We start from the raw sequence: 13434 nt of genomic DNA, 5'->3' as shown, positions 1-13434 counted from the left end.
GCTCTTGCTGGTAGTCAAATTTAACAAAACCGCTCGTAAATTTATCTATCCTTGTTTCGGGTCAAATTTAACCGCCAAACCAAACCCCAAATTTAAAGCGTAAATCTAAAATTTAGATTTTTATCTACGTTTTATATTTTTGCCGTCTTTATTTACGCACATAAAACCCACGGTAGCCCCGCCGCCATAAAGCAAAGCTACGCCGTCTGAATGAAATCTATCGTCGCAGCCCGCCTCTTTGTCGCCTCGCAGTATCTCGTCCGAAGCGTCGTCAAAAATCTCGTAATACGCGACTCCAAAGCCATCATCGCGATAATAAATCGTCGTCTTGCGCTCGCCTCCAAACGCCTCGTTGTCCCAGATTCTTACGCCTATGACGTTTGCGCTTTTTAGTTTGGCTTTTAGTTCGCCAAAAGTCTGTTCGTCCCAGCCAAGTATCCGCAGTGGTTCCTGCACGCTCGTTTGCTTATCTACGCGGATGAAGTCCGCGGTTTGGTTTTTATCGGCACTCTCTGCTCTAAACGTCTCAACCAGGGCTCCGTCTAAGCGCAGGTCAAACCAAACTCCGCGAGGCCTAATCTCACGCGCAAAATCGCGCAATGCTAAAATCTCGATACGATTTTTTTCGTAGTTTCGCGCTAACTCTCGTCCGTTGTATAAATTTAAGTAGACGGCCGTCGCCGCGATTAGAAAAATAATAATAAAAGACGCTTTGTAGCTTATACTCATAAATCCTCGCAAATTCTTTTATTCTTACTCTAATTTACGGCGTCAAGCAAGCTAAATTTAAAATTTAACCCCGTGATTTAGCAGTTTTCTTACGCCCAGATTGGTATCGATGCCGTTGATTATAGCGTTATAGATGTATTCTTTGGCTTGCTGGATGGCGCTTTCTAGGCTTTGGCCGCGCGCGAGTAGGCAAGCTAGCGAGCTAGAAAACGTGCAGCCCGCGCCGATGATGACTAGCGGGTCGGCTAGCGGCGTTTCGAAGTTTTGCACGCTGCCGTCCTTGCGGTAGAGCGTATCGATGCTCTTACCGGCGACGATGTGTTTTTTCACAATCACGTCACACGGCAAATTCGTAAAATCATCGCCGAAAAGCACGTCTGCTTCGCGCAGGTTCGGCGTCGTGACGGCGGCAAATTTCATCAGTTCTTTTAGTCGCTCGATGGCGCTATCTTTGATGAGTTTGTGTCCCATTTTCGAGACGCAGACGGGATCTAGCACCACGGGGGCAGAGTTTTTTTCTAAAAAACCCTGCACGACGTCCATGATAGGTTCGTTAAATAGCATGCCGATCTTAACGGCGTCAAAGCTAAACTCGGCAGAGAGCATCTCTAGCTGGTCGGCAACGAAGGACGGATCGAGCGATACGATGCTTTTGATCTTGTCCGTGTTTTCGGCCGTTAGCGCCGTGACCGCGGTCGCGCTATAGCAGCAAAAGTGCGCGCACGCTTTTATATCGGCTTGTAGTCCAGCGCCGCCGTTGCTGCATGAGCCTGCGATGATGAGGATTTTTTTCATTTTTTGCCTTTTTTCGTTTTTAAAAGCCGTATTATAAACGACATTGCATTAACGACGCGTTAAACGCACAATTTAATTCGCAAGGCGCGCAGGATGTTTTTCGCTCTGGGCAAACGCGCATAAATCAAATACGCAAGCTCCATCAATCTCAAATATAAGTTTGCGCTTATTAAATTTTAGCTATAATCCAGGCTTCATAGATGGGTGTCCGAGCGGTTGAAGGAGCACGCCTGGAACGCGTGTAAAGTGCAAGCTTTCGAGGGTTCGAATCCCTTCCCATCTGCCATAATCTTATAAAACTTAACCAAAAAATTTTCCACAAATTTACGCACAAGAACCAAAAATGATAAAGATAAAACACATAAACGAAAACGACTACGCGCGGATTTTCGTATTCGGCGATATGCATGGCTGCCTCGGGCTTTTTAATTTGATGATTAAAGAGATAAATTTGACCAAAAAGGATTTGGTTATTATTTTAGGCGATAGCTGCGACCGCGGCGAGGATACGATCGGACTATACAAAAGATACGCCGAGCTCGTTAGAAACGGATACGCGCTGATCCACGTGCTAGGAAATCACGAAAAAATGATGATGGATGGGTATTTTGGCGGCGACTCGCTAGATCATCAAATTTGGCTTAGAAACGGCGGCGATAAAACCAAAAGATCGATCTACAAGCGAAATTTAAACAGCTTCGCGCTCTCGTGGCTAAAGGATTTTATCGGCAATATGCCTCACGTCGTGAGCTCGGAGAAAAGCATATTCGTCCACGCAGCCTTTGACGGCGACAAAAGCGAAGAGGAGCAAGACGAGGACTACGTGCTGTGGAGTATAGAGCCATTTTGGGAGAGTAATAATACAGGCAAGAGGATATTTCACGGGCACGTCGCAAGTGAGGAAAATAGAATAACCAGGCGCGCAAACAACGTCTTTTCAATGGACGTGGGAGCCGTGTTTTTTAAAAGGCTAGAGATAATGGAGATAAAAAGCGGCGAGAAATTTGAAGTGGATTTAAGGGGGCAAAAATGATTTATTTTACCTCCGATTTGCATTTCGGACATAGCAATATCATGAGATTTCATCCGTGTTTTAGGCCTTTTTCTAGCGTAGAGGCGATGGATAACGCACTCATTCGCCATTGGAACGAGAGAGTAAATCCCTGCGACACGGTTTATAACATAGGCGATATTAGCTTTCACAAGGATATGGAGACCAATATATCCATCTTTAGCAAGCTAAACGGCAAGCACGTCCTAGTGCTAGGCAATCACGATGAAGCGATAAAAAAGCATAAAGACGAACTGCTAGCTATGAAAAAACAAGATGGCAACGCACTTTTTGATGAAATTTGCGAATACAAAGAGATCACGGTGCAGCACGGGCAGGATAAATTTCGCCTCGTGCTCTTTTACTATCCGCTAGCCGAGTGGAACGCAGGTCACCACGGCGCGATCCAGCTCTACGGCCATATCCACGCAAATATCGCAAACGTAAAAGGTAAGGCTTTAAACGCCAGCTACGACCTGCACGGCAAGATTTTGAGCTTTGAGGAAATTTATGATTTCGTCAAAGACCTGCCGCCGTTTGAACATAGCAAACATAGGATGTTTAGCGAAGAAGATAGTGTAGAGAGTAGAAGCACAAGGATAAAAGAGGTTTTGGAAAAGCTAAATTTTGACTGACCTTAGTCAAATTTGCGCTTTAAATTTAAAAACAAATTTGGGCCGCAAACCTTAAATTTGAGCCCAAATTTAGTTATCTTTATAAAAACATCACAAACAAAAACACGCCTAAAATCATGCGGTAGATCACAAACGGCAGCATGCTCACACGCGCGATCAGCGCCATAAACAGCCGCACGCACAGATACGCGCTAAGGCCGCTAATAGCCGCCCCGATAGCAAGGTCGCTCCAAGGCAGCGCGTCGGGGGTTTTTAGCAGCTTTACCGCCTCAAGGCCGCCTGCTAGCACGATAACCGGGATCGAGAGCAAAAACGAGAAATTTGCGCTTGCGCTGTGACTAAAGCCAAGCATCAGCGCCGCCGTCATCGTCACGCCCGAGCGCGAAACGCCGGGTATCAGCGCGATCGCCTGCGCTAGACCTATGATGAGAGCGAGCTTGATCGTCATTTCGTATTCGGTTTTTAGGCCTGATTTTTTATCCGCGACGTAGAGCACGACACCAAAGATTATCGTCATCGCCGCGATCACGAGCCCGTTTCTAGTGTACTGCTCGATGGCGTCGTTAAACGCCAGGCCAAAAAGCCCCACCGGCACGGTCGCAAAGCCGACCGACCATACGAGCGTGCTATCGCCGACCTTTTCGCGCCGCGCGATAGACGCGAAAAAATCACGCATGAGCCCAGCCAGCCTGTCCTTGAAATAAAAAAGTATCGCCGCTAGCGTGCCTACGTGAACGGCCACATCAAAGGCAAGCCCCTGATCCGCCCAGCCAAGTAGTTTTGGCACCAGCACGAGGTGAGCCGAGCTAGAGATCGGTAAAAACTCGCTAATGCCCTGAACTAGGGCCAAAACGATGATATGCGAAAGCTCCATCACGCGGCCTTTTGGTTAAATTTAAACGAATTTTTCGCGCTAAATTTGATTTTATCTTTAGCGCAAATTTGCTCGATCGCGCCTTTTTGCGCGTCAAATTTACCCGCGCCGCGAGCTAAATTTAAGATGAAATTTTCGTCGGCGAATCGCCCTGTTTTTTGCCTGTATTTTTGCAATCTTTTCCCTTTTTTAAATTTGATTTTACCGTGAGCAAACCGCGTAAATTTGATGCGGGTCTCGCCCGGCATGAGTTCTCAAAAGTTCTCAAATTTGACGGCTCTAGCCCAAGCCAAAACCGTCAAATTTAAAGCTCAATTTTACTTCGCCGACCCTTGCGCGAATTCCGCGATCTTTTCAGGCGTGAAGCCGAAGTATTCGAACAATGCCCCCGCCTTGCCGCTCTCGCCAAAGCTCTTCATCGAGTATATCTCATCGGCAAATTTATACCACTCCAGCGCGCTTGCGGCTTCGACGGCGATGACCTTGGTCGCTGGATCTATGATCTGCTCTACGTACTCGCGCTGCTGTTCGCAAAGCAGGTCAAAGCACGGTGCGGAGACGACGTTTGCGCCGACACCGCGAGCGGCTAAAATTTCAGCCGCTTTAACGCAAAGCTCCACTTCGCTGCCGCTAGCTATTAGCGTGATTTTGGCGTTTTGCGCGCGTTTTAGCAGATACGCGCCGTTTTCTACGCCGCCTAGTTCGCCCTTTTCAAGCGGAGCTAGGCCTTGGCGGCTAAGCACGAAGGCGCTTGGAGCGCGTAAATTTAGCGCCGCTTTCCAGCAAAGCGCGTTTTCGTTGCCGTCGGCTGGGCGGAATGTGTAGAAATTTGGCATCGCGCGCAGCGTGCTAAGCTGCTCGATAGGCTGGTGCGTCGGGCCGTCCTCGCCAACGCCTATGCTGTCGTGCGTAAAGATAAAAAAGTGTCTAATGCTCATCAGCGAGGCGATACGCGCGGACGGCTTTAGGTAGTCGCTAAAGATAAAAAACGTCGCACTAAACGGCAAGAAAAGCCCGTATCTAGCGACCGCGTTGTTTATCGCGGCCATAGCGTGCTCGCGGATGCCGTAGTGGATGTTGCGGCCGTTAGGGAAGTCGCCCATGCCTTTTAGCTCGGTTTTGTTTGACGGCGCCAGATCCGCACTACCACCGATAAAGCCAGGTAGAGCCCGCGCGATCTCGTTCATGATGATGCCGTTACTGTCGCGCGTGGCTAGCTTTTTGCCGGTAAAATCGGGGAAATCTATCTTGCTAAAATCAGGATTTAGCAGCGCGTTTAGCATATTTTTGCTCTCGCTGCTTAGATTTTCTACCTTTTTGTTCCACTGAGCTTCGGCTAGGTCGCCCTTTTCTAGCGCGGCGCGGAAGCGGATCAGCACGTCCTCGGGGGTGGCAAATTTGCGCTCAGGATCAAAGCCGGCTGCGATTTTAGCGGCTTTTATGATCTCCTCGCCAAGCGGCGCGCCGTGGCTGTGGTGGCTGCCCTCTAGCTCGCCCGCGCCCTTTGCGATACGGGTGTTTGCGATGATGAGGTACGGGCGCTCTTTTTCGGCGGCTTGCTCTAGTGCAAACTCGATCTGATCGTAGTCATGGCCGTCGATGCGCGCGACGTCCCAGCCCTGCGCCTCAAACCTCGCCTTCACGTCCTCACTCCAAGCTATGCTCGTGTCGCCCTCGATCGTGATGTTGTTGGAGTCGTAGATCAGCACGAGGTTGTCTAGGTGTAGGTTGCCCGCGACCGCACAGGCCTCGTAGCTGATGCCCTCCTGCAAATCTCCGTCGCCGCAGAGGCAGTAAATTTTATGATCGATGACGACGTTTTCAGGCTCGTTTAGTAGATTGGCCGCGTATTTTGCCGCCATAGCAAAGCCCACCGCGTTTGCCACGCCCTGCCCTAGCGGTCCGGTCGCGACCTCGACGCCTTTTGTGTGGATCTCTGGATGGCCCGGAGTTTTAGAGCCTAGCTGGCGGAAGTTTTTTAGATCCTCAAGGCTAAGATCATAGCCGCTAAGATGCAAAAAACTATACACAAGCGAGCTTGCGTGACCGCCGCTAAACACGAGCCTGTCGCGGTTTAGCCAGTTTGGATTTTTAGGATTGTGATTTAGAAATTTAGCCAGCACGACCATGACGTCTGCTAGCCCCATCGGCGCGCCCGGGTGCCCGCTGTTTGCTTGCTGCACCATATCCGCGCACAAAAACCTTATCGTATCAGCCATCTTTTTTAGCATTTTTTCTCCTTAGTTTTTATGCGATTATACGAAAATTCGGCTTAAATTTTACGCTTTTAGCGCCGCCATAAATTTTAAAAACTCGGCGAAATTTTCCTTTTTGTCCTTTAGCTCGGGAGGTATCTGGTGCTCTTTTTTGCCGATTATTATGACGTCTTCTTCGCTATCTTTTACCGTTATGGACGCGCCCGCGATCTCGTGCCACGAGCTAAAAACGGGCTCTTCCATAAGGTCGCGGCTAATGAGCCCGCGCTCGTCCAAAATCGCGCCAAAAGGCTTACTGAATCCAAAAAGCGCGCTATCTAAGCTATGAAAAATCGGCGAACTAGGCTTAAAAATGCCGAGGGATTTAGACAATAGCTTGCTCTCGTCAAGCGGCGTTTTTAGCGCTTCGCCGAGGCCTAGCTCTAAAAGTTTATCGGAAATTTTCGTCTCGTCGTTTTGGACTCCGTCCTCAAAAATAGCGTTTAAAACGGCTTTTAGCGCCCTTTTCATAGCTGATTTCACTTCGCCGTCGATTTCAAATTCGCATTTTTCCAGCTCTTGCCAAGCGAGACTTTCCAGCTCGTTTTGCAGATACTTACCGAGCCTAAACGCCGCCGCTACCTCATCGGCATTTGTAGCCGACGCGTCAAATTTAACCAAAAGATGACGACTCGTGAGCAAAAATCCTATACTTTTTCGCCCGATCATCTGCGCATGCACGCCGATAAACGCAAGCGGCCGGGCGCCATAAAATTTAGGCGTTTTGCTATAGTCCACGCCCTTTTGCAACCCTAGGCTTTTATCTAAAATTTGCTCCACCGCCTTTGCGAAAACCTCGTCCGCATCGTCCCAAACGGGGTGTTTAGCGCTCTTGCCGTTTAGAAATAAAACATTTTGCGTATTTTCGTCAAAAGAGAGTAAAATTTCATCCAAATTTTTCACGTTTTCTCCTAAATTTTATTTAAAAACCATACTCCGCCGCGCGTCAAATTTAGACGCCAAAATCCGTCATCGCGTCACTACACGAAATTTGAACGATATATGGCTCATTCTCGAGACGGCTCGCATTTTTCGTAAAACCACTCAAGCGTTTCGTTTAGCTTAAACTCGTCGCCGTCTAAAAAATACTGCTTGCTACTTTTGATCGCGTTTTCGCCCGCGGCTACGTAGTCGCCGATGAAGCCGCGGTCTATGACGTCGCGCGCCAAGATGTCCGATTCAAAGACGTTTACCGTCTTTTGCGTTTCGCGCCATTTGCCGCTCTCATCGGGCTCGCGAAGCGCTGAGGATACGTTATTTCCCGCCTCGTCGTAGGCGTAGACATACTCGCGCCGTTCGCCGTCTGACATCTCGCGATTTTTTATCAGGTTACCACGTGCGTCGTAGCTAAACTCGTTTTCAAACACTATCTCCCAGCGCTGCGACTCCCCCTGCCAAAACGACGATGCGGAGTACTTTGGCCGACCTTGCTCCGTCTCCTCGCGCACGTTTTTGTAGCAGCCGTTCCACTCGCTCTTTGTGGCGTCCCAGTGGCATCTAAGATCGGTAAAGCGCCTAAACTTGGGCTCTATTTTCTGCACCGTCCTCTCCTGCGGCTGCCACGCGTCCTTGCTCCACGTAAAATTTATCTCGGTGCGTGCTCCGTCCGCAGCCGTAAAGGCCACATGCTTTGTCTGCGGCACCCATTTGCCCTGCCACTTATAGCCCTCTGAGCTAGCATAAACATCGCCCTTGTAGCGATATATCAATTTTTCGTACGGAGTCCATTTTTTGGCCTTGGCACTCCACTCAAAGGTCGCTACGAGCGTGGTTTTGTGATTTTCGTCATAAAGTCTTTTGATTAGATACGTCGGCGTCCATTTGCCGTTTTTTAGAGTGAAATTTTGAGAGATTTCCGTCGCGCCCGTTCGCTTTTCGACGGTTTTTTGACCTTGGTTTAGCTTGCGCGTATCAATATAAACAAACGCGCCGTCTTTTGTCCTCTCTGTTTTTGAAAACCCTGCTTTGCGCCATTTGCCGGCGCCAAAGTCCCAATCGTACTCAACGCTGCCTATCTCGCGCTCGCCTCTTTCGTCAAATTTAACAATGCTTTTCGTCCTGCGCTTGCCCTCATCGCTGATTTCGTCGTAGATTTTTTCTAGCAGTCGAGTCTTCGCGTCGTAAGCTTGGCTCGTTTCGTATTTGTAGCGCGGCACGGCGTCGCCCTCCGTCTTGTAGCTCGTCTTTTTTAGGCAAAATTCGCCCGACGCAGCTAGCGGCAAGATCCAAATCGCCGCCATCGCCGCCGCTTTCCAAAAAAATCTCACGTTCGCTCCTTTTTAAATTTAGCCGCCCAAACGGCGTCAAATTTGATGCGAAAGCAAAATTTAACGAGTTAAATTTGACGCTCGGGCGCTTGTTAAATTTGACCAAATCCAAAGCGTCAAATTTACCGCAGTTGGGCCGCTAGCAAAAGATCATTTGACCTTTTTATACTTCCACGTCTGCTCTGAGGCGAGCTTAAATTTACCATCCGCGGCGACGAATTGCTTAAAGCTAGTCACCGCGTATCTGCTAGGCACCTCAAAGGACATCAGCGAGCCGCCGTGTCCGACGTCGTCGGCTAATATGTGCGGCTCAAAGGTCGTTTCCAGGCGCTTATTTTGTACCCATCTTTTGCCGTTTTCGTCGCTAACTAGCTCGTAGATATCCACGCTCACGTTATTGCCGCGCTCGTTGTAGCTATAAACAAACTTCTCGCTGCCGTCCATCGTGTCGTATCGCTGCGTTAGCAGACGCTCGCCGGTCTTGTCGTAGATGCTGCGGTTGGAGTACTCCTGCCTCCACTCTTTGCGCTCTTTATCCCACAAAAACGCCGCCATCTCAAAGTCCGCGCCCTCTACGACCGAGACGCTTTTGCCGTTGTTCTCCCACGCGTTTTGCTCGGCGTTCCAGATGAGATTTATCGTCACGTCTTTGCCACTAGAGGCGTCGTAGTCGTGTCTAGACATCTCGGCGTAGCGCCACGCGCCGTCCTCAAACACGCTTCTTACCTGCTCGTATTTGCCCTTCACGTCGCCCGCAACAGTGCTTCTTTCGCGGTTTTGCCATGCGCCGTTTTCGTAGTCCCAGCTCTCGTAGCCGCGAGTTTGTCCGTCTGCGCCGTAGAGTAGCTGCGTTTTTGACTTAGGCTGCCATCTTTTGCCGTCCCAGACGCTAAGCACGATGAGCTCGTACTCGCCGTATGCGTTCTTAACGGTTTTAGTTAGCGCGGCTTTTTGCCATTTGCCCTTTACCAGCTCGTATCTGATCTCCTCGCTAGCGTTTTTTAGGTACTTTGTGATGATTTTGCTAGCATTTTCCGGCACGCCTCTGATAAACGAGCTAGACTCCTGCGTGAGAACGCCTTTTTTATAATCGGCTTTGTATTCGGTTACTTTGATCCATTTTTTCGCGGCAAAATCATAGCTGTAGGCTTCAAATTTCGTCATCTCGCCGGCTTTGTTGTAGTAGCTGATCTCTTTGTGTTTGCCCTTTAGGCCGTCTGCGAGCTCGGAGCTGCTCACTAGCTCTAGGCGGCGAGCCTTGGCGTCGTAGCTTTGCTTGGTTTCGTAGCTAGAAGTCGGCTCCTCAAAAGTCTTTTGCGCAGTGCTAGCTAGCATGTAGTCGTACTCTTTGGCAAACGCCGCCGCACACAAAAACGCAAGCGATAAGGCTATTTTTTTCATCATCTCTCCTTTTGATGAATTTAAAAGATTATAGCACAAAACGCACGCCGAATTTACGGCGGGATCGGCACGGTTTATGAGGTTGTTTATTTATGGCGCTTGGATAGCGTTTTGTAGTCAAGGATAAAATTTGCGAAATTTGACGGCTTAAATTTGACCGCCTAAAATGCAAATTTAAGCTAAATTTACCGCAGGTGCTTGTCGATGAGGCCCGTCACGATAGCGCGGATACCCGCATGCACGCCGCCTAGTTCGCGCTCTATCTTTGCGATGAGCTCGTTTTTAGCCCGCACTGCGCCCTCCACGCCAAGCAGGTTGGTAAAGGAGTTTTTCGCGCCGTCGTTATGCGTCGGCTTGCCCGCCGTTTCGGCGCTTTGAGTTGCGTCGATGATGTCGTCTGCGATCTGAAACGCCAGCCCCAGATCAAGCCCGATGTCGTAGATACGCGCAGCCTCCACCTTATCTAGTCCCGCCACGACGCAGCCTGCCTGCAAGCTTGCCGCGATGAGGCGCGCGGTCTTGTGGATGTGCAGAAATTTTAGCTCCTCAAGCCCTAGCTTTTGATTTTCGAAATAGCAATCCACAGCCTGCCCAAGCGCCATGCCGTAGATACCGGCGTTGCGGCTTAGAATCTCGACGCATTTTATGCGCGCGTCCGCATCTAGCGGGGCCCTTGCTATCTGATAAAAGGCGTGGGTGTTTAGCGCGTCGCCCGCTAGGATCGCCGTCACTTCGTCAAATTTGACATGCAGGCTAGGCTGTCCGCGGCGCAGATCCGAGTCGTCCATCGCCGGCAGATCGTCGTGGATGAGCGAGTAGCTGTGCATCGTCTCAAATGCCAGTGCGACGTGAAACGCCGCCTCCTTGCGCTCGGGACGCACCGCCACTACGACGCCTGCGACTAGCATCGCACGAAAATGCTTGCCGCCAGATTTTAGCGTGTATGAGAGCGCCTCGTCAAAGCACGGATGAAAGCTAGGCGAGCTTGGCAAATGCGCGCTCAAAAACGCCTTAAACTCGTCCAAAAGCGCATCCTGATCGATGGCGCTAAGAGCGGTTTGGTTTGCATTTGGCTGTAAATTTGCGCCCGAGCTAAAACATGAGCCTTTTGCCGCATTTAACGAGATCAAATTTGATCGGTTTTTCGGGCTTTGAGTCGGATTTTCGGAGCTAGTTTTGGCTTTGGTCGAGTTTAAAATTTGAGAGCGATTTTGAGACGAGCTCGCGCGCGAACTACGAGCTAAAATTTGATCATTCGGCAGCGCCTGCGACTCGTTCAAATTTGACGATTTCGCCGCGCTTTGAAGGCAAATTTGATCATTGCCGCTAGTTTTTGATTTTACCGCTAAATTTTGATTTTGCATCTATTCTCCGTTTTATTTTTGATGGCTCCAAGCGCAGGCTAAATTTCTAAAATTTAGCCCACAAAGGCGTCAAATTTGCCGTCCGCGACTACCGCGCGTTGTAAAAAAAGTCAAAGCCGTTGCGTCTAAATAGCAAATTTTGACCGCCGCCTTTAGCGAGCAGGCCGAGCGCTTCTTTGCGGCTTGAGACCGCCTTTTGCCCCACTTGTATCAGCTTATCGCCGACCCTGACGCCAAATTTCGCCGCGCCCGAGCTTGCGTCCACGCTTTTTACCGTTAGCTTCTCGTCAAATGTTATTCCGTAGAGCTTTTGCACGCTCGCAGCATCGTTGCTTCGCGGTATTGACTGCGATTTTGCGTCGCTAGAGACGGCCTTTTTATCCGCCTTCATCGGCGCTTTTTGCTCTTTTTTGGCCGCGTCGTCAGAGACCGCCACGCCAAATTTCAAAACCTCATCGCCGCGCTTGATCTCAAATTTGAGCCGCTCGCCTTTTTTAGCAAACAAAATCCTCTCGTTTAGCTCGCGCAAACTCTCAAATTTCTCGCCGTTTACGCTCAAAATCTCATCCCCTACCATCAGCGCCGCACCGCGTCCGAGCGGATCGACACTCTTTACGTAGAGTTTGCCGTCTTTTTCCTCAAATACAGCGCCGACGTCGCCGTAGTACACGTCTTTATATGCCGCAAAGTGCCTTAGATAGCGGCTCGGGACGAATTTATCCCCACCCACTGCGATACCGCGTAGCTTGCAGCACGGACTTAGCACGGCGCCCGTGCCATTTACGTCAAACGTGAGCACATCCAGCTCGCCTAACGCCTGTGCCTGCGCCTTTACGTGGCCGTAGACGGTCGCGTTTAGATCGCGCGTGACGCTGACCCAGTCGCTTTTTTTCGTTGTGTTATCGTCAGACATCTTCACAGGCTCGAGTTTAACGTCCGAGGCGACCAGATAGAGGCCCAGATACGGGTCAAATTTGACGTAGTTTTTTACGGGAATTTCGCCTTTAGGTACGGCGATTAGATTTGGCGTGATCGCGATGCCGCCGTTACCCGCGACGTTTACCATGGCGGGCAAGTTTTTCTCGAAGCAGGCGTTAAAATCATCCTGCGTCGGGCGCGGCTCGGCTCTAAGCGACGCGGCAAATGCGCAAATCATAAAAACCGCAAAAACCGGAGAGTAAATTTTGCGGGCTAAATTTGAGTTCAAATTTGCGCTTAAATTTACCGCCTTATCGCCCAGCGCGCCGCTATAATTTAACCGCGCGAGCCCCAAAACCGCGTCCAAACGGCGCGAGATAGCTGCGCGTTTCATTGCCCTAGCCCCATGCCGGCAAAGCCGCCCAGCATCCTTGACGCGGCGTTTTTACGGTCGTCCTCGATCATCTTTAGCACATCGTTTACGGCGCTGATGAGCAAGATCTGCAAGCTCTCCTTGTCTTCTAGCAAGCTATCGTCGATGCTGATATCGAGCACCTCGCCCTTGCCGTTTGCCCTGACGCTGATGAGTCCGCCGCCGCTTTTTACGCTAAATTCGCGCTTTTGGCTCTCCTGCTCGATTTCTTGCGCTTTTTTTTGAGCCTCCTCGAGCATCTGCCCCATTTTTGAAAAATCTATCCCCTCAAACATAAACATCCTTTCAAATTTCGCGTTATTTTAGCCAATTTAAGCTAAATTTACTTTATTTAAAGCCTGCAATGCAAGTTTTGTTCCCGCCTTGAAATTTGCGGCGGATACGGGTGCGAGTGAGTAAATTTGAGCTAGAAAAGCCGTCAAATTTGATGATAGGATTTTATTTTAATAGCCTGCACGCGTTTTGATCTGTTTTGATTTACTGCAAGCGTGCCTGCGTAGTTTTCTAGCGTGGACTTTTCTGCAAATTTGAGAAATTTGCCATAGATAATAGACGAAGTTAAGTGGCAAATCACGGAGCTAAAAAAGCATTTAAGGTAGCGTGGGCGCGGCGGGCGCTAAATTTAGATCATTTCGGCAAATTTTAAAAGCCACACGTAAAGCGAGACAAAATAAACTATCGCGGAGCTGAGACCCATGCAAACGAATGCGTC

At 49.7% G+C, this 13434-nt stretch carries 13 protein-coding genes and 1 tRNA gene; 3 read left to right on the top strand and 11 right to left on the bottom strand.

Annotated features, from left to right (window positions below):
* Positions 1–120: 120 nt before the first annotated feature.
* Both CSUNSWCD_RS05600 and CSUNSWCD_RS05595 read right to left on the bottom strand, forming a co-directional pair.
* The gene (locus CSUNSWCD_RS05600) at positions 121–729 is read right to left on the bottom strand and encodes a hypothetical protein (RefSeq protein ID WP_009494867.1); all 609 of its coding nucleotides are present in this window, start codon (positions 727–729) and stop codon (positions 121–123) included.
* Positions 730–786: 57 nt separating this feature from the next.
* Positions 787–1524: a hydroxymethylpyrimidine/phosphomethylpyrimidine kinase gene (locus CSUNSWCD_RS05595; RefSeq protein ID WP_009494866.1), complete on the bottom strand. Its 738-nt coding sequence runs from the start codon at positions 1522–1524 to the stop codon at positions 787–789.
* A gap of 198 nt (positions 1525–1722) precedes the next feature.
* On the opposite strand from CSUNSWCD_RS05595, the gene CSUNSWCD_RS05590 reads away from it, so the two are divergent.
* The 3 genes from CSUNSWCD_RS05590 (at position 1723) to CSUNSWCD_RS05580 (ending at position 3210) form a co-directional block, all read left to right on the top strand.
* A tRNA-Ser gene (locus CSUNSWCD_RS05590) sits at positions 1723–1810 on the top strand.
* A gap of 57 nt (positions 1811–1867) precedes the next feature.
* Positions 1868–2557, top strand: a complete 690-nt coding sequence (locus CSUNSWCD_RS05585; protein WP_009494865.1) for a metallophosphoesterase — start codon at positions 1868–1870, stop codon at positions 2555–2557.
* Positions 2554–3210 carry a metallophosphoesterase family protein gene (locus CSUNSWCD_RS05580; protein WP_009494864.1) on the top strand — a complete coding sequence of 219 codons (657 nt, stop codon included), beginning with the start codon at positions 2554–2556 and terminating at the stop codon, positions 3208–3210. The genes CSUNSWCD_RS05585 and CSUNSWCD_RS05580 overlap by 4 nt, the downstream gene beginning before the upstream one ends.
* Positions 3211–3289: 79 nt before the next feature.
* Here CSUNSWCD_RS05580 and CSUNSWCD_RS05575 read toward each other — a convergent pair whose 3' ends face one another.
* From CSUNSWCD_RS05575 to CSUNSWCD_RS05535, 9 genes are all read right to left on the bottom strand, one after another.
* Positions 3290–4084: an undecaprenyl-diphosphate phosphatase gene (locus CSUNSWCD_RS05575; RefSeq protein ID WP_009494863.1), complete on the bottom strand. Its 795-nt coding sequence runs from the start codon at positions 4082–4084 to the stop codon at positions 3290–3292.
* Positions 4084–4260, bottom strand: coding sequence for a hypothetical protein (locus CSUNSWCD_RS05570; RefSeq protein ID WP_244263915.1), 177 nt, complete (start codon positions 4258–4260; stop codon positions 4084–4086). Before CSUNSWCD_RS05570 ends, CSUNSWCD_RS05575 begins: the two co-directional genes overlap by 1 nt.
* Positions 4261–4401: 141 nt before the next feature.
* Positions 4402–6315, bottom strand: a complete 1914-nt coding sequence (tkt, locus tag CSUNSWCD_RS05565; RefSeq protein ID WP_009494861.1) for a transketolase — start codon at positions 6313–6315, stop codon at positions 4402–4404.
* Positions 6316–6363: 48 nt separating this feature from the next.
* Positions 6364–7242, bottom strand: coding sequence for a hypothetical protein (locus tag CSUNSWCD_RS05560; protein WP_009494860.1), 879 nt, complete (start codon positions 7240–7242; stop codon positions 6364–6366).
* Positions 7243–7346: 104 nt separating this feature from the next.
* A complete protein-coding gene (locus CSUNSWCD_RS05555) occupies positions 7347–8606 on the bottom strand; it encodes a hypothetical protein (protein WP_009494859.1) in 1260 nt (419 codons plus the stop codon).
* Between the two features lie 150 nt (positions 8607–8756).
* Complete coding sequence (locus CSUNSWCD_RS05550; protein ID WP_009494858.1) at positions 8757–10007, bottom strand: hypothetical protein; 1251 nt, start codon at positions 10005–10007, stop codon at positions 8757–8759.
* Positions 10008–10192: 185 nt separating this feature from the next.
* Positions 10193–11050: a polyprenyl synthetase family protein gene (locus CSUNSWCD_RS05545; protein WP_034964444.1), complete on the bottom strand. Its 858-nt coding sequence runs from the start codon at positions 11048–11050 to the stop codon at positions 10193–10195.
* 409 nt (positions 11051–11459) lie between these two features.
* Positions 11460–12683, bottom strand: coding sequence for a DUF7488 domain-containing protein (locus tag CSUNSWCD_RS05540; protein WP_009494855.1), 1224 nt, complete (start codon positions 12681–12683; stop codon positions 11460–11462).
* The gene (locus tag CSUNSWCD_RS05535; RefSeq protein ID WP_002947064.1) at positions 12680–12997 is read right to left on the bottom strand and encodes a YbaB/EbfC family nucleoid-associated protein; all 318 of its coding nucleotides are present in this window, start codon (positions 12995–12997) and stop codon (positions 12680–12682) included. Before CSUNSWCD_RS05535 ends, CSUNSWCD_RS05540 begins: the two co-directional genes overlap by 4 nt.
* Positions 12998–13434 lie beyond the last annotated feature (437 nt).

Source organism: Campylobacter showae CSUNSWCD, from assembly GCF_000313615.1.
Classification (GTDB): domain Bacteria; phylum Campylobacterota; class Campylobacteria; order Campylobacterales; family Campylobacteraceae; genus Campylobacter_A; species Campylobacter_A showae_A.
This window is presented reverse-complemented; position numbering and strand designations above follow the sequence as displayed.

Excerpts from the sequence above, each read along its gene's own strand:
- CSUNSWCD_RS05600 (WP_009494867.1), bottom strand. The coding sequence starts at position 729 with ATGAGTATAAGCTACAAAGCGTCTTTTATTATTATTTTTCTAATCGCG.
- CSUNSWCD_RS05595 (WP_009494866.1), bottom strand. The coding sequence starts at position 1,524 with ATGAAAAAAATCCTCATCATCGCAGGCTCATGCAGCAACGGCGGCGCT.
- CSUNSWCD_RS05585 (WP_009494865.1), top strand. The coding sequence starts at position 1,868 with ATGATAAAGATAAAACACATAAACGAAAACGACTACGCGCGGATTTTC.
- CSUNSWCD_RS05580 (WP_009494864.1), top strand. The coding sequence starts at position 2,554 with ATGATTTATTTTACCTCCGATTTGCATTTCGGACATAGCAATATCATG.
- CSUNSWCD_RS05575 (WP_009494863.1), bottom strand. The coding sequence starts at position 4,084 with ATGGAGCTTTCGCATATCATCGTTTTGGCCCTAGTTCAGGGCATTAGC.
- tkt (WP_009494861.1), bottom strand. The coding sequence starts at position 6,315 with ATGCTAAAAAAGATGGCTGATACGATAAGGTTTTTGTGCGCGGATATG.
- CSUNSWCD_RS05550 (WP_009494858.1), bottom strand. The coding sequence starts at position 10,007 with ATGAAAAAAATAGCCTTATCGCTTGCGTTTTTGTGTGCGGCGGCGTTT.
- CSUNSWCD_RS05540 (WP_009494855.1), bottom strand. The coding sequence starts at position 12,683 with ATGAAACGCGCAGCTATCTCGCGCCGTTTGGACGCGGTTTTGGGGCTC.
- CSUNSWCD_RS05535 (WP_002947064.1), bottom strand. The coding sequence starts at position 12,997 with ATGTTTGAGGGGATAGATTTTTCAAAAATGGGGCAGATGCTCGAGGAG.